Origin of the sequence: Streptomyces sp. NPDC002779, from assembly GCF_042888685.1 — a bacterium.
Taxonomy (GTDB): domain Bacteria; phylum Actinomycetota; class Actinomycetes; order Streptomycetales; family Streptomycetaceae; genus Streptomyces.
This window is the reverse complement of the sequence record NZ_JBIAQC010000005.1, coordinates 284,927-310,522: the sequence shown is the minus strand read 5'-3', so window position 1 is coordinate 310,522 and position 25,596 is coordinate 284,927. Positions and strand designations below refer to the sequence as shown.

General features: G+C 73.4%; 22 protein-coding genes. 12 read left to right on the top strand and 10 right to left on the bottom strand.

What is annotated here, in order from left to right:
* Window positions 1-82 precede the first annotated feature (82 nt).
* Entirely contained in the window at window positions 83-850 is a 768-nt protein-coding gene (locus tag ACFYW5_RS16820) for a PaaX family transcriptional regulator C-terminal domain-containing protein (RefSeq protein WP_389417743.1), read from the bottom strand.
* A 75-nt stretch (window positions 851-925) separates the two neighbouring features.
* On the opposite strand from ACFYW5_RS16820, the gene ACFYW5_RS16815 reads away from it, so the two are divergent.
* Both ACFYW5_RS16815 and ACFYW5_RS16810 read left to right on the top strand, forming a co-directional pair.
* Window positions 926-2,581, top strand: a complete 1,656-nt coding sequence (locus ACFYW5_RS16815) for an acyl-CoA dehydrogenase family protein (RefSeq protein ID WP_389417742.1) — start codon at window positions 926-928, stop codon at window positions 2,579-2,581.
* A 93-nt stretch (window positions 2,582-2,674) separates the two neighbouring features.
* The gene (locus ACFYW5_RS16810) at window positions 2,675-4,660 is read left to right on the top strand and encodes a HEAT repeat domain-containing protein (RefSeq protein ID WP_389417741.1); all 1,986 of its coding nucleotides are present in this window, start codon (window positions 2,675-2,677) and stop codon (window positions 4,658-4,660) included.
* Window positions 4,661-4,720: 60 nt separating this feature from the next.
* Here the strand turns inward: ACFYW5_RS16810 and ACFYW5_RS16805 are convergent, their stop codons facing one another.
* Window positions 4,721-5,308, bottom strand: a complete 588-nt coding sequence (locus ACFYW5_RS16805) for a hypothetical protein (RefSeq protein ID WP_389417740.1) — start codon at window positions 5,306-5,308, stop codon at window positions 4,721-4,723.
* A 273-nt stretch (window positions 5,309-5,581) separates the two neighbouring features.
* Between ACFYW5_RS16805 and ACFYW5_RS16800 the strand changes: the two genes are divergently transcribed.
* From ACFYW5_RS16800 to ACFYW5_RS16785, 4 genes are all read left to right on the top strand, one after another.
* The gene (locus ACFYW5_RS16800; protein ID WP_389417739.1) at window positions 5,582-6,667 is read left to right on the top strand and encodes a WD40/YVTN/BNR-like repeat-containing protein; all 1,086 of its coding nucleotides are present in this window, start codon (window positions 5,582-5,584) and stop codon (window positions 6,665-6,667) included.
* 73 nt (window positions 6,668-6,740) lie between these two features.
* Window positions 6,741-7,418 carry a uracil-DNA glycosylase gene (locus tag ACFYW5_RS16795; RefSeq protein ID WP_389417738.1) on the top strand — a complete coding sequence of 226 codons (678 nt, stop codon included), beginning with the start codon at window positions 6,741-6,743 and terminating at the stop codon, window positions 7,416-7,418.
* Entirely contained in the window at window positions 7,415-8,392 is a 978-nt protein-coding gene (locus tag ACFYW5_RS16790; RefSeq protein ID WP_389417737.1) for an N-acetylglucosamine kinase, read from the top strand. The genes ACFYW5_RS16795 and ACFYW5_RS16790 overlap by 4 nt, the downstream gene beginning before the upstream one ends.
* A gap of 119 nt (window positions 8,393-8,511) precedes the next feature.
* On the top strand, window positions 8,512-9,432 hold the full coding sequence (locus tag ACFYW5_RS16785) for a sirohydrochlorin chelatase (RefSeq protein WP_389417736.1): 921 nt from the start codon (window positions 8,512-8,514) through the stop codon (window positions 9,430-9,432).
* A gap of 88 nt (window positions 9,433-9,520) precedes the next feature.
* On the opposite strand, the gene ACFYW5_RS16780 is transcribed toward ACFYW5_RS16785, so the two are convergent.
* Window positions 9,521-10,549 (bottom strand): lactonase family protein, encoded by a 1,029-nt coding sequence (locus ACFYW5_RS16780; protein WP_389417735.1) that lies wholly within the window; start codon window positions 10,547-10,549, stop codon window positions 9,521-9,523.
* A gap of 928 nt (window positions 10,550-11,477) precedes the next feature.
* Window positions 11,478-13,004: an FUSC family protein gene (locus tag ACFYW5_RS16775; RefSeq protein ID WP_389417734.1), complete on the bottom strand. Its 1,527-nt coding sequence runs from the start codon at window positions 13,002-13,004 to the stop codon at window positions 11,478-11,480.
* Between the two features lie 195 nt (window positions 13,005-13,199).
* On the opposite strand from ACFYW5_RS16775, the gene ACFYW5_RS16770 reads away from it, so the two are divergent.
* From ACFYW5_RS16770 to ACFYW5_RS16755, 4 genes are all read left to right on the top strand, one after another.
* The gene (locus ACFYW5_RS16770; protein WP_389417733.1) at window positions 13,200-13,676 is read left to right on the top strand and encodes an Lrp/AsnC family transcriptional regulator; all 477 of its coding nucleotides are present in this window, start codon (window positions 13,200-13,202) and stop codon (window positions 13,674-13,676) included.
* A 58-nt stretch (window positions 13,677-13,734) separates the two neighbouring features.
* Window positions 13,735-14,427 (top strand): HAD family hydrolase, encoded by a 693-nt coding sequence (locus tag ACFYW5_RS16765; protein WP_389417732.1) that lies wholly within the window; start codon window positions 13,735-13,737, stop codon window positions 14,425-14,427.
* A gap of 60 nt (window positions 14,428-14,487) precedes the next feature.
* Entirely contained in the window at window positions 14,488-15,246 is a 759-nt protein-coding gene (locus ACFYW5_RS16760; protein ID WP_389417731.1) for a hypothetical protein, read from the top strand.
* A gap of 145 nt (window positions 15,247-15,391) precedes the next feature.
* Window positions 15,392-18,199, top strand: a complete 2,808-nt coding sequence (locus ACFYW5_RS16755; RefSeq protein ID WP_389417730.1) for a beta-L-arabinofuranosidase domain-containing protein — start codon at window positions 15,392-15,394, stop codon at window positions 18,197-18,199.
* Between the two features lie 17 nt (window positions 18,200-18,216).
* Here ACFYW5_RS16755 and ACFYW5_RS16750 read toward each other — a convergent pair whose 3' ends face one another.
* Window positions 18,217-18,951: a LysR family substrate-binding domain-containing protein gene (locus ACFYW5_RS16750; RefSeq protein WP_389417729.1), complete on the bottom strand. Its 735-nt coding sequence runs from the start codon at window positions 18,949-18,951 to the stop codon at window positions 18,217-18,219.
* Window positions 18,952-19,008: 57 nt separating this feature from the next.
* On the opposite strand from ACFYW5_RS16750, the gene ACFYW5_RS16745 reads away from it, so the two are divergent.
* Both ACFYW5_RS16745 and ACFYW5_RS16740 read left to right on the top strand, forming a co-directional pair.
* Window positions 19,009-19,395, top strand: a complete 387-nt coding sequence (locus ACFYW5_RS16745; protein ID WP_389417728.1) for a DUF5997 family protein — start codon at window positions 19,009-19,011, stop codon at window positions 19,393-19,395.
* 93 nt (window positions 19,396-19,488) lie between these two features.
* Window positions 19,489-21,663 carry a hypothetical protein gene (locus ACFYW5_RS16740; protein ID WP_389417727.1) on the top strand — a complete coding sequence of 725 codons (2,175 nt, stop codon included), beginning with the start codon at window positions 19,489-19,491 and terminating at the stop codon, window positions 21,661-21,663.
* A 142-nt stretch (window positions 21,664-21,805) separates the two neighbouring features.
* Here ACFYW5_RS16740 and paaE read toward each other — a convergent pair whose 3' ends face one another.
* From paaE to paaA, 5 genes are read right to left on the bottom strand one after another with little or no spacing between them, the layout of a single operon-like run.
* The gene (paaE, locus tag ACFYW5_RS16735; RefSeq protein WP_389417726.1) at window positions 21,806-22,912 is read right to left on the bottom strand and encodes a 1,2-phenylacetyl-CoA epoxidase subunit PaaE; all 1,107 of its coding nucleotides are present in this window, start codon (window positions 22,910-22,912) and stop codon (window positions 21,806-21,808) included.
* Window positions 22,912-23,418, bottom strand: a complete 507-nt coding sequence (gene paaD / locus ACFYW5_RS16730) for a 1,2-phenylacetyl-CoA epoxidase subunit PaaD (protein ID WP_389417725.1) — start codon at window positions 23,416-23,418, stop codon at window positions 22,912-22,914. The genes paaE and paaD overlap by 1 nt, the downstream gene beginning before the upstream one ends.
* A complete protein-coding gene (gene paaC, locus ACFYW5_RS16725; RefSeq protein ID WP_389417724.1) occupies window positions 23,412-24,239 on the bottom strand; it encodes a 1,2-phenylacetyl-CoA epoxidase subunit PaaC in 828 nt (275 codons plus the stop codon). The genes paaD and paaC overlap by 7 nt, the downstream gene beginning before the upstream one ends.
* A 9-nt stretch (window positions 24,240-24,248) precedes the next feature.
* Window positions 24,249-24,539, bottom strand: coding sequence for a 1,2-phenylacetyl-CoA epoxidase subunit PaaB (gene paaB / locus ACFYW5_RS16720; protein WP_389417723.1), 291 nt, complete (start codon window positions 24,537-24,539; stop codon window positions 24,249-24,251).
* Window positions 24,536-25,504, bottom strand: coding sequence for a 1,2-phenylacetyl-CoA epoxidase subunit PaaA (gene paaA, locus ACFYW5_RS16715; protein WP_389417722.1), 969 nt, complete (start codon window positions 25,502-25,504; stop codon window positions 24,536-24,538). Before paaA ends, paaB begins: the two co-directional genes overlap by 4 nt.
* Window positions 25,505-25,596 lie beyond the last annotated feature (92 nt).

Below are 25,596 nucleotides of genomic sequence, written 5' to 3'. Positions count from 1 at the left end.
GCTGGGGGCGTGCGCGGATCGGCAGGGGCTTCGGACGGTCGACCCGTCGTTCCCGCGGCGCGCCTCGCTGCGGTGCGGTTCGTCAGTCCCGGGCGGCACGCGCGCGTAGTTGTCCGGTCAGCTCTTCCTGGTACGCGGCGTAGGCGGCGCGCAGTGCGGGGCCCGGCCAGTCGGGGGGCAGGAGTTCGGGCGGGAGGACCGGGTCGGTCAGCAGGTGGCGCACGGCGGCGGCGAAGGCCGTGAAGCGGGTGGCGGGGCGGGTGGCCCCGGCGATGTGCGCAAGGAGGGCCTGGGCTGTCTCGGACCAGGTGTCCAGGGGCCAGAGGGTCTCTGCCGACTCGCGCGCGGGGGCGGTCGGGCGGGCGGTCCAGTGCTGGGTCACCGGGGCGAGGTCGGCCGGCAGGGGGCGGGTCAGGTTGGCGGGGCGCAGCCAGACGCCCTCGCGGAGTTCGGCCAGGCGCAGGGCGGTCAGCCGGGCGCGGAGTTCGGCGCGTTCGGCGGGGCCGCGGCCGGTGGCGGTGATGACGACCATCTCCCAGTCGCCGTCCCACGCGCGCGTGCGGGGACGTACGGCCTCGTCCTGGCGGCGCTGACGCTCCAGCAGCCGGTCGCTGAGCCGGTAGACGGTGTCCTCGCGATGCAGATCCCCGGCGGCCACCATCCTGCTGAGCGCGGCCCGCACCGTGGATCCGCCGACCCCGAAGGGTTCCACACCGCGCACGAGGTCCTTCACGGGCAGTTCCGGCGGATGGCTGCCGAGCAGCAGGCTCAGCACGACCGAGCGCGCGGACAGCGGACGCAGGGCGAGCGCTCCCGCCTCCGCGGCCTCGTCCGTCCCGCCCGTCCCCATGAGCACGTACTGTACGGCGCCGATCTTCATGTTGCACTATTGCTGCGACTGTCGCAGAAGTGCAACACTCCTCGTATGGTCCTGACACCCGAGCACGCGCCGTACGCCACGCACGACGTCACCAACCAGCCCCCGCCCCTGGCCCCTTACGACGCCTCCGAGGACGCGGCCCTGCTCGAGGGGCTGCGGCGCGAGGGCGCCGGGTGGGCCGAGCAGGACATCCGGCGGCTGGGCCGCGAGGCCGGCGGTGTCGCCGCCCAGGAGTGGAGCGAGCAGGCCAACCGCCGGGAGCCGGAGCTGCGCACGCACGACCGGTACGGCCACCGCGTCGACGAGGTCGAGTTCCATCCGAGCTGGCACCACCTGATGCGGGTCGCGGTGGCCGAAGGACTGGCCGCGGCCCCGTGGGCGGACGAGCGGGCGGGCGCCCATGTCGCCCGCAGCGCCGGCACTCTGGTGTGGGGGCACACCGACGCCGGACACGGCTGCCCGACGTCGATGACCTACGCCGCCGTCCCCGCGCTGCGCGCCCAGCCGGAGCTGGCCAAGGTCTACGAACCCCTGCTGACCAGCAGGGAGTACGACCCGGGACTGCGGGTGCCGACGGAGAAGCGGGGCCTGCTCGCGGGCATGGGGATGACCGAGAAGCAGGGCGGCTCGGACGTCCGGACCAACACCACCACGGCCACGCCCACCGCCGAACCCGGGGTGTACACCCTGCGCGGCCACAAGTGGTTCACCTCGGCGCCCATGTGCGACCTCTTCCTGGTGCTGGCACAGGCGCCGGGCGGTCTGTCCTGCTTCCTCGTGCCGCGCGTCCTGCCCGACGGCACCCGCAACACCTTCCGCGTCCAGCGCCTCAAGGAGAAGCTGGGCAACCGCTCCAACGCCTCCTGCGAGCCGGAGTTCGACGGGACCGTCGCCTGGCTGGTGGGACCCGAGGGCCGGGGCGTGAAGACCATCATCGAGATGGTCAACTGCACGCGTCTGGACTGCGTGACGATGTCCGCGGCGCTGATGCGCAAGACGCTGGTGGAGGCCGGGCATCACGCGCGGCACCGCAGCGCGTTCGGCGCACGGCTGCTGGATCAGCCGTTGATGCGCAACGTTCTGGCCGACCTCGCCCTGGAGTCCGAGGCCGCGACCGCGCTCACCCTGCGGCTGGCGGGAGCGGCCGACCGGGCGGTGCGCGGGGACGCGGGCGAGGCGGCGTTCCGGCGGATCGCCACCGCCGTCGGCAAGTACTGGGTCACCAAGCGCGGCCCGGCCTTCACCGCGGAGGCCCTGGAGTGCCTCGGCGGCAACGGCTACGTCGAGGACTCCGGCATGCCCCGCCACTACCGCGAGGCTCCCCTGCTGTCGATCTGGGAGGGCTCGGGCAATGTCAACGCCCTCGACGTGCTGCGGGCGCTCGGCAGGGAACAGGGCGCGGCCGAGGCGCTGTTCGGCGAACTCGCCCTGGCGCAGGGGGCGGACGCCCGACTCGACGCGGCCGTGATCCGGCTGAAGGGCATGCTGTCCGAGGCCTCCCAGACCGGTGCCCGGCGTCTGGTGGAGCTGATGGCGATGGCACTCCAGGCGTCCCTGCTGGTCCGGCACGCCCCGGCCGAGGTGGCCGACGCGTTCTGCGCGACCCGCCTGGGCGGCGACTGGGGGCACGCCTTCGGCACCCTGCCCGGCAGCGCGGACCTGGACACCGTCCTGGAGCGGGCCCTGCCCGCCGCGCACTGACCGGATCGCACACGGTCACGTCTCGATTCCACCCCGTTGTCAGTGCCGTGGTGCAGACTCCGGAGCAGAAGGCACTTGCCTGGGGAGGACGACGTGTTCACGGGGATCGACGAGGTCGACTGGGCCTCGATGCGCCATGCGTACGGCAGCGCCGAGGACGTGCCCGCACTGCTGAGGGGCCTGGCCTCGGCGGACCCCGCCGAGCGTGAGACCGCGCTCGACGGTCTGTACGGCGCCGTGCACCACCAGGGAGACGTGTACGACTCGACGCTCGCCTGTGTTCCGTTCCTGTTCGCGCTGGCGGCGCGCCCGGACCTGCCGGACCGGGGGGCCGTCGTGGAGCTGCTGGTCAGCATCGGCGGGGAAGGCGAAGGGCCGTCCGCCGTACGGGCCGGCGCCGAGGTCTTCGCCCGGCTCACCGGGGACCCGGACCCCGGCGTGCGCGGGACGGCTCCGGGCGCGCTCGTGCGGTTCCTGGACCAACCGGCCCGGGTGCTGGACCTGTTACGGGAGCGGCTCACCGTGGAGCGGGACGACCGAGTCCTGCTCGCCCTCGTCGAGAGCCTGGGACTGTACGCCCGGCGGAACCCCGCGCACGCCGACGCCGCGGTGGACCTCCTGGCGGCCCAGGCCGCGCTGCCGCACGGGCCGGAGCTGCGACTGGCCGCGCTCGGCCAGCTCGCCGGATGCGCGCCCGACCGCATACCCGCCGACCTGGTTCCCACCGCCGTCCGGCTGCTGCAGGAGCGGTCCGAACGGCGGTCCCGCCAGGCGGCACTGTGCGCCCGCCCGCACACCGACACCCTCGTCGGACGGCTGCGCCGGCTGCGGCCGTCCGACGAGGAGGGCTCCCAGCTGCTGCGCACTTTGCACAACGCGCTCGACGGCCGGACCGGCGACCGGATCGCCCTGCTGGTCGGGCAGTTGAGCAGCCCGGAGTGGGCGGACCGGTGCAACGCGGTGTGGATGTCGGGCGGCCTGTTCCGCACCTGGCGTGCCGACTTCAGCGAGCCGGCCGCGCTGATCGGGGCGCAACTGGACGCGTCGGAGGACCGGTTGCGGGACGCTGCGGTGGCCGCGCTGAAGCAGCTCTTCGAGCTCGCCGCTCCCGCGGCGGACGGTCTGCACAGACTGGTGACGGCCCGTCCCGATCTATGGGTCCGGCAGTGGGAGCACGGCGCGCCCGCCTTGGGTGATCCGCTGCGGGCACTGGTGCGGTGCGGGGATCCGCGGGCCGTGCCGGTGCTGGGCGAGGTGCTGGCGGGGGCTGTGGTGCCGGACGACCTGGGTCATGAGATCTCCTGGCTGGGCGCCGCCGCGGCACCGCTCGCACCGGCGCTGCGGCGCCGCCTGGGCTCGCTCGCCCTCGACGATCCAGGGACACCGGGGCGGGCGGCGCCGCTGCTGCGGGCGCTCGGCGGGCTGGGGGACGCGGAGTCGGTGCCCGAGACGCTGCGGCTGCTGGAGGCCGGCGGGGCCGTCGAGTACGCGGTCCCGGCGCTCGGCGCGTGGAGCTCCGCCGCGCGGGAGGCCGTACCGGCGCTGTCGCGGCTGCTGGACACGGAGTTCGCCGTCCCGGCGGCGGCTGCCCTGTGGTCGATCGACGGGGATGCTTCCGCTGTACTCCCCGTGCTGCTGAATGAGTTGAGGCACCGGGACTCCCGTCGGTGGGGGACGGCGGCCGAGGTGTTGGGGCGGATGGGACAGGCGGCCCGTGCCGCGTTGCCGGAGCTGCGCCGGGCGGCCGACTCTCCGGGGCCGGCGGAACGACGGGCGACGGCGGCGTGCGCCCTGTGGCGGATCGGCGGCGAGGTTGAGACGGTCAACCCTGTGCTGCGCTCCGCCTGGACGGAGAAGCCGCACCTGCGCCGCCGGATCGCCGTGTGTCTGCGCGCCATGGGCCCGGCAGGCGCCCCGCTCGGCGACCTCGTGGCCACGGAACTCGCCGCGCTCCGCCGCCACACGGCCCACTCCGAGGGGTACGGCAGCCACGACATCCCGCACGACGAGGAACTACTGCGCCTGTGCCGGGAGGTGCTGCCGGCTCCCTGGACGCAACAACAGGCGGCAACGGGGTGAGTTGTCTGCCAGGAGGTGCCCCCCCTGCTGGGCCCCTGGCCCTGAGCCCCGCCCCACCGCTCACCCCGTCGTGCGCCCCCACAGCGGCCCGAAGCGCGTCCACTCGGTCTCCCACTGGTCGATCCGCTGCCGCTCCAGGCGTCCGCGCAGCATCCGGCCGCCCGCGAACGGCACGACCGCCGCGCCCGCTCCCACCAGGCCCCCGGCGAGGGCGGCGCGCGAGCGGGCCTGGGCGGCGGTGGCGGGCTCGGTGACCAGACGGCCGGTGCGGTCCGTCCAGACGGTGACCGCGGTCCCGGCCTCGCTGCCCGGGCGGACCCGGACCTGGCCGGTGCGGTGGGAGCCGTCCGGGGCCGTCCAGGACACCTCCGCCCACATCCGCTCGCCGTTGAAGACACCGGGCGCGTGAGCGGTCAGCCGCGCCTGCACCGGGCGCCACTCGGCGCGCTCACGGGCCAGGCCGTGCTCGATGGAACCGGCCGTGGCCAGGCCGACGGCCACGCCCACGAGGACGGTGAGCGCCCCGGCCCCCAGCAGCACCCAGGACTCCACCGCGTCGGCACGGCGCTTGAGCGGATTGCGCCGCCAGCGCCACCACCACACCCTCGGACCTCGCAGCGGACCTCGCAGCGGACCTCGCAGCGCCATCGCGGGCTTCCTCCTCATGCGCACACCGACCTGCCGGGCCGCCCTCCCATACGACGGACGGCGCCCCGACGCTCACGCCATCTGCCGGTCCCCCGACCGTCGCACACGCCGCTCACCCCTCGCTCGGGTCTTGGGGAAACCGCCCCTCCCGTCCGGGCTGCGGGCTATCATCGCCGCGCTGACCTGCGACGAAGCCGTTTCCAGAGGTGACTGTCAGTGCCGGGGTGCAGACTGGCCGGTGTCTGAGACAAAGACGTCGCGGAGGTGATCGGCATGACCGAGGTACTGCTGGCGGTTGGCACGCGCAAGGGCCTGTTCATCGGCCGGAAGCGGGGTGGCGCCTGGGAGTTCGACGAGAGCCCTTATTTCAACGCACAGGCCGTGTATTCGGTCGCCATCGACACCCGCGGTGAGACTCCGCGGCTGCTGGCCGGCGGGGACAGCGCGCACTGGGGGCCGTCGGTGTTCCACTCCGACGACCTGGGCCGCACCTGGACCGAACCGGCCCAGCCGGCCGTCAAGTTCCCCAAGGACACCGGGGCTTCACTGGAGCGGGTGTGGCAGCTGCACCCGGCGGCGGCCGAACCGGACGTGGTCTACGCGGGCACGGAACCGGCCGCGCTGTACCGCTCGGAGGACCGCGGGGAGAGCTTCGAGCTGGTCCGCCCGCTGTGGGAGCACCCCACCCGCTCCCAGTGGGTGCCGGGCGGCGGCGGAGAGGGCCTGCACACGGTGCTGACCGACACCCGGGACCCGCGGTCGGTCACCGTGGCCGTGTCGACCGCGGGCGTCTTCCGTACCTCGGACGGCGGCGCGAGCTGGACGCCCTCCAACTCCGGTGTCTCCGCGGTGTTCCTGCCCGACCCCAACCCGGAGTTCGGCCAGTGCGTGCACAAGGTGACGCGGGACGCGGTGACTTTGGACCGGCTGTATCTGCAGAACCACTGGGGGGTGTACCGCAGCGACGACGCGGGCGCGACCTGGACCGACATCGGCGAGGGGCTGCCGTCGACGTTCGGTTTCGCCGCGGCCGCCCATCCGCACCGCGGCGACACGGCGTACGTCTTCCCGATCACCGCCGACGCCGACCGGGTGCCCGCGGACCGCAGATGCCGGGTCTTCCGCACGGCGGACGCGGGCAAGACGTGGGAGGCGCTGTCGGCGGGGCTGCCGCAGGAGGACCACTTCGGCACGGTGCTGCGGGACGCCCTGTGCACCGACGACGCGGACCCGGCGGGCGTGTACTTCGGCAACCGCAACGGCGAGGTGTTCGCCTCCGCCGACGACGGCGACAGCTGGCGGCAGTTGGCCTCGCATCTGCCGGACGTGCTGTGCGTGCGCGCGGCGGTGGTCGGATGAGCCGCACCGGGTCACGGCCGGGCCCCGGCCACCGGTTGATCGCCGCTGTGGGTACGGCAGTAGGGTGACGCCCGTGGCACCACGACCCTTGCATGAGATCGTCGAACCGGGCTGGGCGAAGGCCCTGGAACCCGTCGCCGGACGGATCGCCGAGATGGGCGACTTCCTGCGCGCGGAGATCGCCGCGGGACGCACCTATCTGCCTGCCGGACCGAATGTGCTGCGGGCCTTCCAGCAGCCCTTCGACGACGTGCGCGTCCTGATCGTCGGACAGGACCCGTATCCGACACCGGGACACGCGGTGGGGCTGTCCTTCTCGGTCGCGCCCGAGGTGCGTCCGCTGCCCGGCAGCCTCATCAACATCTACCGGGAGCTGACCACCGACCTCGGGCTGCCGCAGCCGTCCAGTGGTGATCTGACACCGTGGACGGAGCAGGGCGTGCTGCTGCTCAACAGGGCGCTGACCACGGCTCCGCGCAAGCCCGCCGCGCACCGCGGCAAGGGGTGGGAGGAGGTCACCGAGCAGGCGATACGGGCGTTGGCCGCGCGCGGCAAGCCGCTGGTGTCCATCCTGTGGGGCCGGGACGCCCGCAACCTGCGCCCTCTGCTGGGCAGTCTGCCGTCGGTGGAGTCCGCCCACCCCTCCCCCATGTCGGCCGACCGCGGCTTCTTCGGCTCGCGGCCGTTCAGCCGGGCCAACGACCTCCTGATCAGGCAGGGGGGTCAGCCGGTGGACTGGCGCCTGCCGTGACCGGGGCCCGCGGACTCCTCGCCGTCGACTCGGGAGGATCCGGGCTGCGGGTCGTCGTCGGCACCGTCGAACGGGGCGTGCTGGCCCAGCGGGAGTCCCGCGAGCCGGTGCGCACCGGTTCACGCGGGATCGACGCCGGGCACTTTATGGAGCAACTGGTGCCCCTGGTGCGGGAGTCGGCCGCCGAGGCCCGGCTCGCCCAGGTGCACACCGCCGCGATCGGGGCCGCGGGATTCGCCTCGCTCGGGGACGGTCTGCGCGCGGAGCTCCCGGCCGCGCTGCGGCGGGCGTTCGGCATCCGCAGGGTCGCGCTGGTCGCCGACGCCGTCAGCGCCTACGCCGGGGCCCTCGGGTCCCGGCCCGGTGTCGTCCTCGCGGCCGGTACCGGTCTGATCGCCATCGGCACCGACCTGAAGCGCTGGCGCCGGGCGGACGGCTGGGGCCATCTGCTGGGCGACTGCGGCGGCGGGGCGTGGATCGGACGGGCCGGACTCGAGGCGGCGCTGCGGGCGTACGACGGGCGGCCCGGCGGATCGAACGGCCTGCTGGCCCGCGCCGAGAAGCTGTTCGGACCGATGCCCGGACTGCCCGGGCAGCTGTACCCGCGGCCCGACCGTCCCGCCGTTCTCGCCTCCTTCGCGCCCGAGGTGGCCGGCTGCGCCGGGGGCGACCCGGTCGCCGCGGGCATCCTGCGGGAGGCGGCCCGGCACCTGGCCGAGTCGGCGGCCGCCGTCTGCCCGGCCGAGGGGGAGCCGCGAGTCGCGCTCACCGGCGGGCTGTTCAGGATGAGGGACCCCCTCCTCGTACCCCTGGAGGCGGAGTTGGCGCGCCGCCTGCCGCACGCTCGGCGGGTGGCGGCCGACGGGGATCCGTTGCTCGGGGCTGTCCGGATCGCGACGGAGTTGGCGTCGGATGCGCTCACTCTGCCGGGTGACGAATCGATGCTTTGCGTGGTCAGAGACGGGGAGGACTGATCGCCTGCGCCCGCCCGGTGCCGCAACGCGCGTAACTCATCAGACAAAACCGGACGGATACCGCTCACCTGCACCCTCCCCGAACAGGGGAGCCCAGGAAGCCAGTAACATGCGGCGCCATGAGCTCCCCCACTGGGCCCGCCGGCCTGCCAGTACGAATGCCGCGCCCCCGACAGCCGGGCCGGCACCGCCGACCCGAGCCTCTGGCTGCTCCCGAGGGCGCGCCCGCGCTCGTCCTCGCGGTCCCTGGCACGCCGGGCGCCCCCACGCGCAGCCTCGCCGAGGAGGTCGTGAGCATCGCCCGCTCGGAGCTGCCCGGCCTGGATGCCCGGATCGGGTACCTCGACGGGGACGACGCGGAGTTCCCCACCCTGCAGAGCGTGCTCGCGCACACCGCCCACGAGCGCACCGCCCGTTACGAGCAGGCGATCGCCGCGGGTGTGGAGGCCAAGGCCCCCGAGGGTCCGGTCGCGGTCGTGGTTCCGCTGCTGGCCGGTCCGGACAACTCGCTGCTGCGCCAGGTCCGCCAGGCCGTGATGGACAGCCGGGTGGCCGCCGATCTGACCGACGCGCTCGGTCCGCACCCGCTGCTCGCCGAGGCGCTGCACGTGCGGCTGTCGGAGGCCGGGCTGGCCCGCGCCGACCGCGCCCGGCTGTTCACCGTGGCGACCGCCGCGGACGGCATCATCCTGGCGTCCGTGGGCGGCGACGAGGCCGTGCAGGCGGCCGGGATCACCGGCATGCTGCTCGCCGCGCGCCTCGCCGTGCCGGTGATGGCGGCAGCCCTGGACCAGGAGGGCTCGATCGCCTCCGTCGCCGAGCAGCTGCGCGGCTCCGGCTCGCAGCAGCTGGCGCTCGCCCCGTACCTGATAGGGCCGGAGATCGACCCGGCGCTGATCGAGGACGCCGCGCAGGAGGCGGGCTGCTCCGCCGCCGAGCCGCTCGGCGCCTACCCGGCCATCGGCAAGCTGGCCCTGGCCAAGTACACGACGGCGCTGGGCATCGCCCCCCAGCAGCCGCAGGGCGCGCCGGTCCGCTGAGACCCGGCCGACGCCCGACGCACGACGGAAAGGGCCCGCTCCACGAGGAGCGGGCCCTTCGTCGTACGCGCAGGTGCCGCGAGGCCGCTCAGCCGATGAGCACGCAGGATGCCGCCGGGACCTCGATGGAGCCGCCGTAGCGGGGCAGTCCCGACGCCGGGTCCACGGCGAACCAGGCCACGTCGCCGGAGCGCTCGTTGGCCGCGTACAGGAAGCCGCCCGCCTCGGTGAGCGCCCTGGGCCAGTGGCCCCGGCAGGGCACGGTGCCGAGCAGCCGGAGCGTGTCTCCTTCGACGGCGAACGCGGACAGGACGTCCTCGCCGCGGGTCGCGGTCCACAGGAAGCGTCCGTCGGGTGAGGCGACGATGCCCGAGGGGTACGCGTCGCCCGCCGGGGCGCCCGGCAGCACCGGCGTCTCGGCGAGGGGCTTCAGGGAGCCGTCGGCGGTGTCCCAGCGGCAGACGGTGACGGTGGGGGTGAGTTCGTTGATCACGTACGCGTGCGTGCCGTCCGGGTGGAAGGCCAGGTGGCGGGGGCCCGAGCCGGGGCGCAGCGCGTACTCCCCGTGGAGTTCCGGGCGGCCGTCCGTCAGGGTGCACACCCGTACCGAGTCGGTGCCGAGATCGACACTGACGGCCCAGCGCCCGCTGGGGTCGGCCTGCACCTGGTGGGCGTGCGGGGCCTGCTGGCGGGGCGTGTAGGGGCCGGAGCCGGTGTGCGGGAGGACGCCGGAGGGGGCGCTCCCGAGGGAGCCGTCGGGGCGCACGGGTACGGCGCTGACGCTTCCGGAGCCGTAGTTGGCGGTCAGGACGTGTCCGTCGTACAGGCCCAGATACGTGGGGCCGCTGCCGGCCACGGGGGTGGGTGAACCGAGGGGATCGAGCCTGGTGCCGGTCACGCGGTACGCGGCCACGGCTCCGTCGCTCGTCTCGCTGACCGCGTAGAGCGTGCCGCCGTCGGGCGCCAGGGCCAGGTAGGAGGGGTCGGGCAGGTCGTCGTCCGTGCCGGTGAGGACCGTCAGTGCCCCGCTGTCGGCGTCCACGGCCGCCGTCACGATGCCTGGCCCTCCGGCCGCCGTGAACGACCCGATGAAGGCCCGCCTGCCACCGTCTGCCACCGCTGTCCCCTTTCGGTCGGGTGCCGTCCGGAGGTGACGGTAGCAGTCGATCAAACGCGGTCTAGACCAAGTAACCCACATGCGGCGACGTCAGCGGGGCGGAAGGAGGCCTTACCGGGCGACGCCGGGATGCCGGGGACGCCCGGTAAGGAGCGCGCCACCAGGGCGCCTTTTTCGTGGGACGGCGTGGCGCTCCGCCAGGGCGCCTTACGTGGGACCGGCGTGGCGCTCCGCCAGGGCGCCCTGCCGGGCCACGGAGGGCTGCCGCCAGCACGCCCACCGAGCCACGGCGAGGGTTGCCACCAGTAGGCCCCACCGAGCCACGGCGAGGGTTGCCGCCAGTACGCCCCACCGGGCCATGGCGGAGCCCGCCGCCAGCACTCCAACCGGCCACGCCAGGGGCTGCCGCCAGCACTCCAACCGGCCACAGCAAGGGCTGCCGCCAGGACGCACCACCGGGCCACGGCGGAGCCCGCCGGCAACACGCCAACCGGCCACAGCAAGGGCTGCCGCTAGAACGCCCACCGGGCCACGGCAGAGGCTCCTGCCAAGACACCCCACCGGACCACGGCAGAGGCCCCCGCCAAAACACCCCACCGGACCACGGTGAGGGCCGCCGCCGGCACGCCCCACCAGGCACGGCGGGGGCCCAAGACGCGTCCCGAGCTGAGCGGCGCGCGGACTTCCGGAGCGGACCAGCGGAGACCCGGCGCCCGGACCTCCGGAGCCGAGCGCCCAGACCCGGCGACGGGACCTCGGGCGTCGACCAGCGGGACCCGACGCCCGGACCCCCGATCCGACCGCAGAGACCCGGCGACCAAACCTCAGACCCCGACCCCAGACACCCGAGCCCAGACCTCAGACCCCGACCCCAGACACCCCGAGCCCAGACCTCAGACCCCGACCCCAGACACCCCGAGCCCAGACCTCAGGCCCCGACCAGTGGAGACCCCGCGCCCGGGCCTCCAGGGCCGACCAACGGGGACCCCGACGGCCTTCTGAGCGGTGTCGCAAGCTCCGCCAGTGCCCGCTCCAGGCCGTGCAGATGGGCCAGTGCGGGGTCCGCCGCCGGTGGCTGCTCGCCGGGGGCGGTGATGTCCGTACCGCCGGTGAGCGCCTCGACCGCGGCCTCGACGCGCCAGCACGCCGCGGCCAGACGGGCGTCGTGGGAGGCCACCGGGTCGGCGGCGACGGCCACCAGGCCGCGGATCTCGCGGGCGCAGTCGTCGAGCAGGGCGAGGACCCGGCGGGCGCGGCGCTTGCGGCCCCGCATCGGGTTGAGCGGGTGGACCAGCGGGGCGACCGACAGCCGGACCCGGCCGAGGAGCTGCTCCAGCTCGGCCACCCGGGAGGCCGGGTCGGCTGTCGTGGAGCCCGCGAGACGGGCGGCGGCCTCCGCGGTGGCGGCGTGGACGCAGCGCAGGGCGCGCTGGATCCAGGCGTCGGTGACGGCGTGGGTGGTGACGGGCAGGACGAACAGCACAGCGAGGACGGCGCCGAGTGCGCCGACCCCGGTCTCCGCGAGGCGCAGCGCCAGCAGCGCGGGATCGAGGACGCCGAGCAGGCCGTAGAGGAGCTCGGCGAGGAGGGTGACGCAGAGCATCATCCAGGTGTACGAGACCGCGGCCGTGTAGAAGATGCCGAAGACGCAGACGGCCAGGATGACGGCCGTGGGGACGGGCGCGCCGTTCACCGGGAGCGCGATCACCAGTCCGAGGCCGATGCCGATGACCGTGCCGAGGACCCGGCGGAAGCCGCGGACGAGTGTCTCGCCGCGCGAGGTGGTGTTGACGAAGACCCACCAGGTCGCGCCGACGGCCCAGTACCAGCGTTCGCCGGAGATCAGCTGGCCCACCACGAGGGCGAAGCCCGCGCCGGCGGTGGCCTGGACGGCCTGGCGTGTGGTGATCCGGGCCAGGCCGGTGCCGCCGGGGGCGGCGGGCACGGGCGCCGGGGGCAGGCGGCGCTCGTAGCACCACAGGCCGAAGCGCACGCCGAAGGCGATGAGCAGGGACAGCAGCAGGGCGGCGTAGAGCTCGGGGAGGTGGCGCGGGGTCGCCTGGAGGAACTGCGCCACGAAGAACGTCATGAACGCGAAGACGCCGAGGCTGTGCCCGCGCGGCCCCCAGCGGCGCGCGTACACGCCCGCGCCGACCACCGCGAGGAAGGTGAGGTCGCGGGCGAGCGGCTGGTCGTGCAGTTCGGCCGCCGCGGCGAGCACGGGCAGGCCGACGAGCGGCAGCAGCGCGGTGGTGACCGCCTGGCCGCGGACCGTGGGGTCCGTGACGGTGAACAGGGCGAGCAGGGCGGCGAGGCCGCCGGTGACGGCGCCGACGAGGGAGTGCCCGGCCAGCCCGCAGACGACCACCGCGAGACCGATGCCGACGACGGCCCGCGCGGCGAAGCGCAGCCGCGCCCGTCCCGGGTCCGGCGCCATGAACACCCTCTTCAGCACTGCTGTCCGCCCCCTTCTCCGGCCGGCATGAAAAAGGCGCCGCGGAGGTCCGCAGCGCCATCGACGGGCCCATTGCAGCATCAGCCCGACTGCTGGCTCAAGTGGCGTCGAATATGCTGGTCCATTGGTACAGGAAAATCGGTCCCGGCCCGCCCACCGGCGGGCCAACGGACCATGCAGGAGGAGGCCGGGCCCATGGCCGTGGACGAGCTCGACACCCGCATCCTGCGGCTGCTGCTGGAGCAACCGCGCACCAGCGTGCGCGAGTACGCCCGCATCCTCGGGATCGCCCGCGGCACCCTCCAGGCCCGGCTCGACCGCCTGGAACGGGACGGCGTGATCACCGGCACCGGCCCCGCCCTCTCCCCCGGCGCCCTCGGCCACCCCGTCCTGGCGTTCGTGCACATCGAGGTCACCCAGGGACACCTGGACGACGTGGGCGACGCGCTGGCCGCCGTACCGGAGATCGTGGAGGCCTTCTCGATCACGGGCGGCGGGGATCTGCTGACCCGGGTGGTCGCGCGGGACAACGCGCACCTGGAGGACGTGATCCAGAAGCTGATCAGCCTGCCCGGTGTGGTCCGCACCCGGACCGAGGTGGCGCTGCGCGAGCGGGTGGCGCACCGGCTGCTGCCGCTGGTGGAGTCGGTGGGCCGCTCGGCCCGCACATAAGGACCACATATAAAGCCCGCCGGTGAACCCCGACAGTGGCCCTTGGCATGCTGGCTCCATGAGCAATCTCGGCGGCATCTCGGTCATCTTCGATCTGGACGGAACGCTCGTGGACAGCGAGCCGAACTACTACGAAGCGGGACGGCAGACCCTCGCCGAGCACGGCGTGCCGGACTTCTCCTGGTCCGAGCACGAGGGTTACGTCGGCATCAGCACCCTGGAGACGGTCACCGACTGGAAAGCCCGCTACGGCCTGCGGGCCTCGGTGGAGGAACTCCTCGCCGCCAAGAACCGCCGCTACCTCGACCTCGCCCGCGCCTCCACGCGCGCGTACCCGGAGATGCGGAAGTTCGTGGAGCTGCTGGCCACCGACGGGGTGGCGATGGCGGTGGCGTCGGGCTCCTCGCGGGAGGCGATCGAGGCGGTGCTGGCCGGCACCGGCCTGGACACCTATCTGCGCACGATCGTCTCGGCCGAGGAGGTCGAGCACGGCAAGCCCGCCCCCGACGTCTTCCTGGAGGCGGCCCGCCGCCTGGGCGCCGAACCCGCCGACTGCGTGGTCCTGGAGGACGCCGCCCCGGGCGCCGCCGCCGCGCACGCCGCCGGGATGCGCTGCATCGCGATCCCGTACGTCGCCGCGCAGGCCGACGCCCCTGAGTTCGCGACGGCCGGGCTCCTGCTGCGGGGCGGCCAGCCGGAGTTCACGGCGCGGGCCGCGTACGAATGGCTCGCCGCCGCGGGGCAACCCTGAGCCGGTCTCGCTGGTCATGCGTTGCATGATCCGGATGCTCCGCGGCCCCGGGCTGCCCCGATGACGGCGTCGCGCGGTGAGCTGATCCGCGTGTACGAGCTCTATCGCCTGCACGCCGACCGGGAAGGGGCGGAGCTCACCGGGCGGTTGTTCACCGTCGCCGCCCGGCTGGCCGCGGGGGCCGCGGTGGTGCTCGGATGGCTGGCCGGGATCCTGTTGTGGGCGCATCCCGACGGGACGGGGCCGCGGACGGCTCTGGCGGTCGGCGGCGCCGGACTGGCCTGCGGGGTGCTGTGGGCCGTACTGCTGTGGCGGGCCGCGCGCTGGCTGCGGCGCGGCCTGGTCGCCGACGCGGGCAGCCGGCCGCCTCGGGTGGCCGGTCTGGCGTCCGACAACTGGGGTGACCCCGAGTGGCTGTGGAACACGCTGAGGATCGCGAACCTCGTGCTGATCGCCGTGCCCATCGCCGGGTTGGTGCTGGCCCTCGGCGCCACGGCCTCGGCGACGGACCCGGACAGATGGCTGACCGCGGGGCGGTGGGTGGTCACCGGGGTGGTGCTGCTGATCACCGGGCTCATGGGCGGGATCATCGGCGGCTTCTCCGTCGGCTTCGGCGCCGGCACCGAGGACTGCTGGACCCTGCGCGGCGCTCTGGGCTGGCTGCTGGTCTACGGCGTGCCCTTTCTGCTCGCCGCGCCACTGCTCTCCGGCGTGCACGCGATGTGGACCGGCATCCTGGCCGGTGTCGCCGTGCTGTGGCTGCTCGTCGCGCCGGTGAACAAGGCCGCCAAGGAGATCCCGAGCGTCTCCTCCGACTGAACGGCCGGAACTGACCGCTCCGGACCTGTTGACCCCCACGCGCCTCCTCCCTATCGTCTGGTCGACTCTTCGCACATTGTTCGAAATACCGGCAAGGCACTTGTCGGTCATCGTGAGCACGACGTGGACCCGTGGAGGAGCACCCATGGCACCGCCCCTCTCCAGACGCTCCCTTCTCCAGGCCTCGGCCCTCGCCGCGGCCTCCCTCGCGCCAGCCTCCCCCGCCGCGGCGGGCGTTGCTCGAGCACCCTCCGCCGCCGCACCGGCCACCTGGACCGTACGGCCCTTCACGCTCGGCCAAGTCGCCCTCGGCCAGGGCCTCTTCGCCGACAAGCGCAAGCTGATGCTCGACCACGCCCGCGGCTACGACGTGCACCGGCTGCTGCAGGTCTTCCGTGCCAACGCCGGTCTGCCCACCGGTGACGCGGTCGCCCCCGGCGGCTGGGAGGGGCTGGACGGGGAGGCCAACGGCAACCTCCGCGGGCACTACACCGGCCACTTCATGACCATGCTCGCGCAGGCCTGGGCGAGCACCGGTGAGCAGGTCTTCGCCGACCGGCTCCGCACCATGGTCGGCGCGCTGACCGAGGTGCGCGCGGCCCTGCGCGAGGACCCGCAAGTACTGAGCACCACAGGGAAGTTCGGCACCGCGGTCGAGAACGTGCGCGGCTCCTACCAATACGTCGACCTGCCCTCCGGCGTCCTCGGCGGCACGTCCGCGGTGACCCTGTCGGCGTGGGTGAAGCCCACCCACGACGGTGACTGGGCCCGGGTCTTCGACTTCGGTGACGACACCACGCGGTACATGTACCTGGCCGCCCGCAACGCCGACGGAGTGCCGCGCTTCGCCCTCACCACCGCGGGCCCGGGCGCCGAGCAGGGCCTGAACGGCACCGCCGCGCTCCCGCTCCACCGGTGGAGCCACCTCGCCGTCACCCTCGCGAACGGCACCGGCGTCCTGTACGTCAACGGCACCGAGGTGGCCCGCAACACCGCGATGACCCTCACCCCGGCCGCGCTCGGCACCCCCGTCAACAATTGGCTCGGCCGCTCGAACTACACCGCCGACCCCGTCTTCGCGGGCGCCTACGACGAGTTCAACATCTGGTCGCGGGCCCTGACGGCCGCCGAGATCACCGAGCTGCAGAGCGAACGCGCCGCCGGTTCCTCCGCCGGACGCGGCGACCTGGCGTCGTACGCCTTCGACGAGACCGCAGGCGGCACCTTCGCGGACGCCTCCGGCCGGAACCTCACCACCGCCCTGCGCCGCACCTGGGGCGCCCCCAGCCACCCCGGCTTCCTGGCCGCCTACCCGGAGACGCAGTTCATCGACCTGGAGTCGAGGACCAGCAGCGACTACACGCAGGTGTGGGCGCCGTACTACACCGCGCACAAGATCCTCCGAGGCGTCCTCGACGCCTACCTCGCCACCGACGACGCCCGCGCCCTCGACCTCGCCTCCGGCATGGCCGACTGGATGCACGCGCGGCTGTCCCGGCTGCCCGAGGCCACGCTGCAGCGTATGTGGGGCCTGTTCTCCAGCGGTGAGTTCGGCGGCATCGTCGAGGCCGTCTGCGATCTGCACGCCCTCACCGGCAAGGCCGAACACCTCGCGCTGGCCCGGCTGTTCGACCTCGACCGGCTCATCGACTCCTGCGCCGCGAACACCGACATCCTCGACGGGCTCCACGCCAACCAGCACATACCGATCTTCACCGGGTACCTCGGGCTGTACGACGCGACGGGCGAGCGGCGCTACCTCGACGCCGCCAGGAATTTCTGGGACATGGTCGTCCCGCACCGCATGTACGGCATCGGCGGCACCAGCACCGGCGAGTTCTGGAAGGCGCGGGGCGTCATCGCGGGGACCCTCGGCGCCACCACCGCCGAGACCTGCTGCGCGTACAACCTGCTGAAGCTGAGCCGCACGCTGTTCTTCCACGAGCAGGCGCCGAAGTACATGGACTACTACGAGCGGGCGCTCTACAACCAGGTGCTCGGCTCCAAGCAGGACAAGCCCGACGCGGAGAAGCCGCTCGTCACCTACTTCATCGGGCTGACGCCCGGTCAGGTGCGGGACTACACGCCCAAGCAGGGCACCACCTGCTGCGAGGGCACCGGCATGGAGAGCGCCACCAAGTACCAGGACTCCGTGTACTTCCGCAAGGCCGACGGCAGCGCCCTCTACGTCAACCTGTACAGCCCGTCCACGCTGACCTGGGCGGAGCGGGGCCTCACCGTCACCCAGACCACCGGTTATCCCAGGGAGCAGGGGTCCACCCTGACCTTCGCGGGCGGCAGCGCGGCCTTCGAGCTGCGGCTCAGGGTGCCGCCCTGGGCGACGGCCGGGTTCCGCGTCACGGTCAACGGCCGTGCGGTGTCCGGCACTCCGGCGCCCGGCAGCTATTTCACGGTGTCCCGCACGTGGCGCGGCGGCGATGTCGTCCGGATCGCCGTGCCCTTCCGGCTCCGGGTGGAGAAGGCCCTCGACGACCCGTCGCTGCAGACGCTGTTCTACGGCCCGGTGAACCTGGTCGGCCGCAACTCCGCCACCGTGTATCTGGAGTTGGGGCTCTACCGCAACGCCGGTCTCTCCGGCGACCTGCTGCCCAGCCTCACCCCGGTCGCGGGCAAGCCGCTGCATTACACCCTGAACGGCACCGAGTTCGCCCCCTTCTTCGAGGGCACCGAGGACCCCACGCACGCCTACTTCCGGCGGGTGGAGCCCCGGGTGGTCTTCGGCACCACGGACTCCGGTGTCGCCAACCCGGCACGTCCCGACGGCACCACTCTGCTGGATGCGATCTGGGCCGGGGCTCCGTTCGGCGGCAAGGCCGCCCTGCTGTCCCGGGTGCGGTCCACCGTGGACGCGTGGGTGGCGGCGGGGCTGCTGGGCGGGGCGGACGGGCGGACGGTGGTGCGCACGGCGGAGCGGGCCACCTTCGCCCCCTGACCCCGGGGCCAGACGGCCTACGACCTGCGGCGGGGCTTGCCGCGGCGGCCGGGGGCGCTCTTCTTGGCCGGGGCGGGCTTGCGGCGGGCGGGTGCGGGCTCGGGGCGCTTGCGCTTGGGCTGCTCCTCGGCCTGCGGGGCCGAGCGGCCGCGGGTGCTGTTGACGGTGCGGCCGCGGACCACGCCGATGAAGTCCTCGATCCGGTCGGTCGTGGCCTCCTCCGGCCAGGACAGGGCGATGCCCGACTGGGGGGCGTCCACCAGGGTGCGGTAGGTGAGATCCTTGCGGTGGTGCAGGCGGGCCAGTGACTGGGGCACGACCAGCAGGCCGACATTGGCCGCGACCAGCTCGACGGCGTCCGCGGTGGTGGCCGGGCGCTCGAAGCCGGGTTGCCCCGGCGGCCGCTCCCACCCGATGACGTCGTCCAGCGGATGGAAGACGACGTCGTCGGCCAGGTCCTCCGCGGTGACCTCGTCGACGGCGGCCACGGCGTGCTCCTTGGGGACCACGACGACCGTGGTCTCCGTGTAGAGGGGGATCGCGCTGAAGAACGTACGGTCGACCGGCAGCCGGACGAACCCGGCCTCGGCGCCGCCGTCCCGCAGCACACCGGGCGCCTCGGCCGCGGTGACCGGGACGAGCTCCAGGGGGACGTCGGGGTAGCGCTCGTTCCAGATCCGCACCCACTTCGAGGGTGTCACTCCGGGAACGTACGCGAGCCGGAACGATGGAGGTGCTTCCGAGCCTGTCACCTGGCCAGGTTACCGGCCGTGGTCGGCGGTCGTTCACCCACTCGATACCCTTGAGGCATGACGTCGCACCAGACCGCCCAGACGATGAAACCGGCCACCGCCGCCAAGAAGCTGGGTGTGTACCTCGAGGCCACCCCCTCCGAGTTCCAGGAGGGTGTCGTCTCGCGCGCCGAACTGAACGCGCTCCAGGCCGAGCCGCCCCAGTGGCTGCGTGACCTGCGCGCCAACGGCCCGCACCCCCGTCCGGTGGTCGCGGCGAAGCTCGGTGTGTCCATCGCGGGCCTCGCCCGGGGCGGGGTCACCGAGCCGCTCACCACCGAGCAGATCGAGGCGGTGAAGCAGGAGCAGCCCGAGTGGCTGCAGAAGGAGCGCGCCACCCAGGCGGAGGTCCGCAAGGAGGCTGCCCGCCTGAAGCAGCGGGACGCCGAGCGCCAGGAGTCCTGACCCCTCGTCCACCTGCCGAAGAAGCCCTGCTGGGAAAGCCCTGCCGGGAAAACCCGCATGCGTACACGCGTGCGGTTCTGGGAGCATCCCGGCATGGATCGCAGCCTGGAATCGCTGGTCGTCCGGCACACTCACCGTCTCCCCCTGCCCGCGCGGCCCGCGGGGTCCCCGGCGCGGGGCGAGGTGGTGGCGCGGCAGTTCGACGCCGCTTTGATGTCCGTGGGCTTCAAGCTCTCCGCGGAATTGCTGGAGCACCTGTCGGGGTTGTCCGAGGAGACGGTAGCCGCCCTCGCCGAGCGCACCCTCGGCACCGTCCGGACCATGGTCGGCGACCACGTCCGGCACAACGTCTACTTCGTCGACTTCCCGGCGAACGTGCCGGACACCCTCGACTTCTGGCGGGACTGCATCGTCCGGGCCCTCGCCGACGAGTCGGTACGGCCGGCCGTCCTCGCCCAGCTGAGCAGCGGGGTGGTGAACCTGCTCACCCTGCCGTCCTACGGCCGCTACCAGCACTCGTACGCCGAGATGCTCGCCGCCCACGACGAGCTGATCGCCGCCGGCGGTGACCGGGTGACCGTCCTGCACCTGGGCGGCACGCTCGAGGACGAGGTCGGCGGCCTGTACCTGGCGCTAGCGGGGTCCACCACCCCGCTGGGCGAGGAGCACCTGGCCGACCTCGCGCTCCTCGCCGGGCTGTGCGCCGACGGACCGCAGCCGGAGAAGATCCCGGTGCGGGAGAACCGGGCCGTGGTCAACCGGGCGCGGCTGGCGGCGGGGGCCGTGCCGCTGCTGGACACGGTCACGGACGTACTGCGGCTGGCGTGCGCGCTGTGCGACGGAGACGTCACCCTCCAGGAGCCGACCAGGTTCCGGGCGCTGTCCCGTGCGACGCGCCGCGCGCTGCTCGCGGGGCTCGACTCCGTCGTGGCGGCGGCGCCGGGCAAGCTCGCCGACGTACCCGTGCACCGCGAGGCGTTCAAGCGGCTCGGTGAGCGGCTGCATCCGCACGAGTTCCCGCGGTGGCCGCACGCCGCCGAGGTGTTCGCGGTCGCGCGCGGTGAGCGCGAGGCGCCGTCCTTCGACCGCCGGGTGGAGGAACTGCTCGGCGCGGACGACGTCGTCGGGGCCGCGGAACTGCTGAAGTCCGCGCCCGGGCGGCTGTTCCGGTCGCTGGACCGGCTGCTGCGCACCTGCGGGGAGCAGCGCGAGCGCGATGCCGTCGTGGCCGCCGCGGAGGCGGTCGCCCCGGAGGTCTCCGGCCGGGTCCTGCTGTCGGTCCGTGAGCATCTGCACAACCGGACCGACGGCACCGACCGGCGCCGGGTGTTCATCAACCGGCTCGGCCGGGCCTGGGTGACGGACGATCTGCGCGCGCCGGTGCCGGCGCCCGAGCGCGCGCGGCTGATCGACGCGCTCGACGCCGAGCTGCGCCGCCGGCTGCCGGACCCGGGACAGCTGCTCGTCGACCCCGACGTCCTCGACGTGGCGCTGCCGCTGAGCGGACGTGCCACGGCGGCCGGGCTCGGGGTGCTGCCCCGGGGTTCGCTCTCGCCGGTCGAGGGAGAGCTGCTGCGGTTCTTCGTGTACTGGAAGCAGCGGCACCGGGACACCGACTACGACCTGTCGGCCCTGATGCTGGACCAGGACTACGCGACGGTCTGCTGGCTGTCGTACACCCAGCTGACCGAGGTGGAGGGCGAGCACTCCGGTGACATCACCGAAGCGCCGCACGGGGCCTCGGAGTTCATCAACCTCCGGCTGGGGGCGGTGCGCGGGACGTTCGTCGTGCCGCAGGTCAACCTCTACTCCGGGGAGGGCTTCGAGGAGGTCGCCGAGTCGTTCTTCGGGTTCATGCTGCGCGAGGGCGAGCAGAAGGGGCGGCCGTTCGAGCCCCGGACCGTGCGGATGAAGTCGGAGCTGCGGGGTCCGGGCCGGGTGGCGCTGCCGCTCGCCTTCCTGCGCGGGGCCGACGGCCGGTGGCGGGCCAAGTGGCTGCATCTGTACCTGCGGGGCGCGCCGGCGTCCAACCGGGTCGAGGGCAACCAGGTTTCGGTGGCGGCGCTGCTGCGCGGCATCGTGGAGCGGGAGCAGTTGACGGTGCGTTATCTGGCGGAGCTGATGGTCGGCGGTGCCGTGACGGTGTGGGACGGCAGCGAGGTCCCGGAGGGTCCGGTCACCTACATCGGGCTGCAGCGGCCCGAGGGGCTGCACCCGGAGTCGCGGATCGTGACCCTCGAAAATCTGCGCGACCTGATACCGGAGTGACTGATAGCGTGAGCCGCGGCGAGGCCATGAGGGGGCTTCCTTCTACCTCCGCGAAAACGGATTCGATGCTAGTCCCTTCGCTCTCCTCGCCCTCGACATGCCTCCGGCCGTCCCGCCACCGTGCGGGACGGCCGGAGGCATGTCAGCTGTCGTAGTCCACCGTCAGCGTCTCGGAGACCGGGTACGACTGGCAGGTCAGGACGTACCCCGCCTCGACCTCCGCCGGTTCCAGGGCGAAGTTGCGCCGCATGTCCACCTTGCCGTCGGTGAGCAGGGCCCGGCAGGTGCCGCAGACGCCGCCCTTGCACGCGAACGGCAGATCGGGTCGGCTGCGCTGGGCGCCGTCGAGGACGGACCGCTCGCGGGGCAGGGCGGAGGTGGTGGAGCGGCCGTCGAGGACGACAGTGACCTGGCTGACGGGACCGGCCGGCCCGGACTCCGTGTGGTGCACTTCGCGTACGGGCTCGTCGTCGGCGTAGAACAGCTCCTGGTGGACCCGGTCGGCCGGGACACCGAGTCCGTCGAGGACCCGCTGGGCGTCGCGGACCATGCCGTGCGGGCCGCACAGCCACCAGTGGTCGGCACCGGGCACGTCGACCAGGCCGTCGATGAGCGCCGTCAGCCGCTCGGCGTCCAGGCGGCCGGAGAGCACCTCGGCCTCCCGGGGTTCGCGGGACAGGACGTGGGCGAGCTGGAAGCGGCTCGGGTACAGGTCCTTCAGGTCGGCCAGTTCGTCGGCGAACATCACCGTGCCGCTGCGGCGGTTGCCGTAGAAGAGGGTGACCCGGGAGCGGGAGTCGGCGGCCAGGACGGACTCGGCGATGGACAGCATGGGGGTGATGCCGGAGCCCGCGGCGAGCAGCACATGGTGGCCCGGGGTGGTCAGGTCGGGGGTGAAGCTGCCGGTCGGGGCCATCACTTCCACGGTGTCTCCGGGGCGCAGCTCGTTGACCAGCCAGGAGGAGAACAGGCCGCCGGGCACCACGCGTACGCCGATGCGCGGGGCGGTGCCGACGGGGGTGCAGATCGAGTACGAGCGGCGCTCGTCCCGGCCGTCGGTCACGCGCCGCAGGGTCAGGGACTGGCCGGGCGCGAAGGCGAACTCCTCGGCCAGCTCGGGCGGGATCTCGAAGCCGACGGCGGCGGCGTCCTCGCACAGCGGCTGCACGGCGGCGACCCGCAGCGGGTGGAAGACCGGGCGGCGGCGCGGGCGCGGCTTCACGGCCTCGGCGGGGGCGGTCGGGGCCATCAGATCTCCTTGACGTACTCGAACGGCTCGCGGCAGGCACGGCAGCGCCAGAGCGCCTTGCAGGAGGTGGCGGCGAACCGGGAGGTCTCCTCGGTGTCCGCGGAGGCGCAGCGCGGGCAGGGCACCGTGCGCCGGATCGGCGACAGGGTGAGCGGCACCGGGCCGCGCGGGGCGGGGCCGGGCGGGGCGATGCCGTGCTCGGCCAGCTTGCGGCGGCCCTCGGGGGTGATCCAGTCGCTGGTCCACGGCGGGTTCAGGACGGTGCGGATCTCCACGCGCGGGTATCCGGCGTCCCGGAGACGGGCGGCGACGTCGGCGCGCATCTCGGCCATGGCGGGGCAGCCCGAGTAGGTGGGGGTGAGCTCGGCGACGACGGTGCCGTCCTCGGTGAGCGTCACCTCGCGCAGGACGCCCAGGTCGGCGAGGGTCAGCATGGGCAGTTCGGGGTCCGGCACCTGCTCGGCGATGTGCCGGGCGTGCCGCGCGTCGAGCTGGAGGGTCACCATGTCGCCCCCGGGTGGGCGCGGGCCACGCTCTGCAACTCCTCCAGCAGCGGGGCCAGATGCTCGGTGTGCTCGCCGGCGCGGCCGCTGCCGGGGGACGGCCGGTAGACCGGCATGGGCAGCCCGGCCTCCTCCGTCACCTGGCGCAGCACGGCGACGACCTCGTCGCGGACGTCGCAGGCGGTGAACAGTTCGCCGAGGTACGGGGCGACCTGCTCGACGGCCTTGCGCATCCGGCGGTGGGACTCCTCGGTGCCGTCGCCCAGGCGGACCGCCCACTCGGCGGCGTACTGCCGGTGGTAGGTCAGTTCCTTGACGCCCTTGGCGGCGACGGCGGAGAGCACCGGGTCGGGGTGGGTGACCAGTTGCTGGAAGTGGGCGAGCCGCCAGCTGGACAGGGCCAGCAGCCGCACGACGGTGAACGCGAAGTCGCCGTTGGGGAGTTCGGTGAGCCGGACGTTGCGGAAGTCGGCCGGGGCGCGGAAGTAGGCGTAGGCGTCCTCGTCGCGGCCGGTGCCGTCGGCCTGTCCGGCGCGGGAGTACAGCAGCCGGGCCTGGCCGAGCAGGTCGAGGCCGATGTTGGCGAGCGCGACCTCCTCCTCCAGCTCGGGGGCGCGGGTGATCCACTCGGCGAGGCGCTGGGCGGCGACGAGGGCGTCGTCGGCCAGGGCGACGCAGGACGCGGCGAGTTCGCCGGCGTCGACGCCCTCGGGCACGGTCGTGTCGACGCCGTGCAGGGGGTCCTCGAAGCCGGTGCCGTACGCCCAGCGGGTGTCGTCCTCGTGGCCCTCGGCGAGGGTCAGGTAGACGTGGTCCTCACTCATCCACGGCTCCTAGATGTGCGGGACATCGTCGGGGATGTCGTAGAACGTCGGGTGGCGGTAGACCTTGTCCGCGCTGGGGGCGAAGAAGGGGTCCTTCTCGTCGCGGGTGGAGGCCGCGATGTGTTCCGAGCGCACCACCCAGATCGACACGCCTTCGTTGCGCCGGGTGTACAGGTCGCGGGCGTGGGTGAGGGCCATGGCGTCGTCGGCGGCGTGCAGCGAGCCCACGTGGACGTGGTTCAGGCCGCGCTTGCCGCGCACGAACACCTCGTACAGCGGCCAGTTCTGCGAGTTGCTCATGCCGCCGGCTCCTTCCGGGCCCGCTTGGCCGCGTGGGCGGTGGCCGCCTCGCGCACCCAGGCACCTTCCTCGTGGGCGCTTCTGCGCCGCTGCGTTCGCTGGTCGTTGCAGGGTCCGCCGCCCTTGATGACCCGCATCAGCTCGTCCCAGTCCGGGGTGCCGAAGTCGTGCCGGCCGCGCTCGGCGTTCCACTTCAGCTCCGGGTCGGGCAGGGTCACGCCGAGCTTGTCGGCCTGCGGGACGGTCATGTCGACGAAGCGCTGCCGCAGTTCGTCGTTGCTGTGCCGCTTGATCTTCCAGGCCATGGACTGCGCGGAGTTGGGGGAGGCGTCGTCGGGCGGGCCGAACATCATCAGCGAGGGCCACCACCAGCGGTTCACCGCATCCTGGACCATCTCGCGCTGGGCGTCGGTGCCGCGCATCATCGTCATCAGCAGTTCGTAGCCCTGCCGCTGGTGGAAGGACTCCTCCTTGCAGATGCGGACCATCGAGCGGGCGTAGGGGCCGTAGGAGCTGCGGCACAACGGGACCTGGTTGCAGATCGCGGCGCCGTCCACGAACCAGCCGATCACGCCGACGTCGGCGAAGGTCAGCGTCGGGTAGTTGAAGATCGACGAGTACTTCTGGCGGCCCTCGATCAGCCGCTCGGTGAGGTCCGCGCGGTCGGCACCGAGGGTCTCCGCCGCCGAGTACAGATACAGCCCGTGTCCGGCCTCGTCCTGCACCTTGGCGAAGAGGATCGCCTTGCGGCGCAGCGAGGGGGCGCGCGTGATCCACTCGCCCTCGGGCTGCATCCCGATGATCTCCGAGTGGGCATGCTGCGCGATCTGCCGGACCAGCGTCTTGCGGTAGCCGTCCGGCATCCAGTCGCGCGGCTCGATCCGCTGGTCGCGCGCGATCGTCGCGTCGAAGTGCTCCTGGAGTGCCTCCGGGGGCGAGGCCTCGGCGTGGTGTGTCGTGGTCATCTCCACCAGCTTCCCAACCGACCATTCGTTCGGTATCAGTGTGACGCCTTTCCGGCCCTCCGGCAAGACCCTTCGCCGCCCTTGACAGCCAC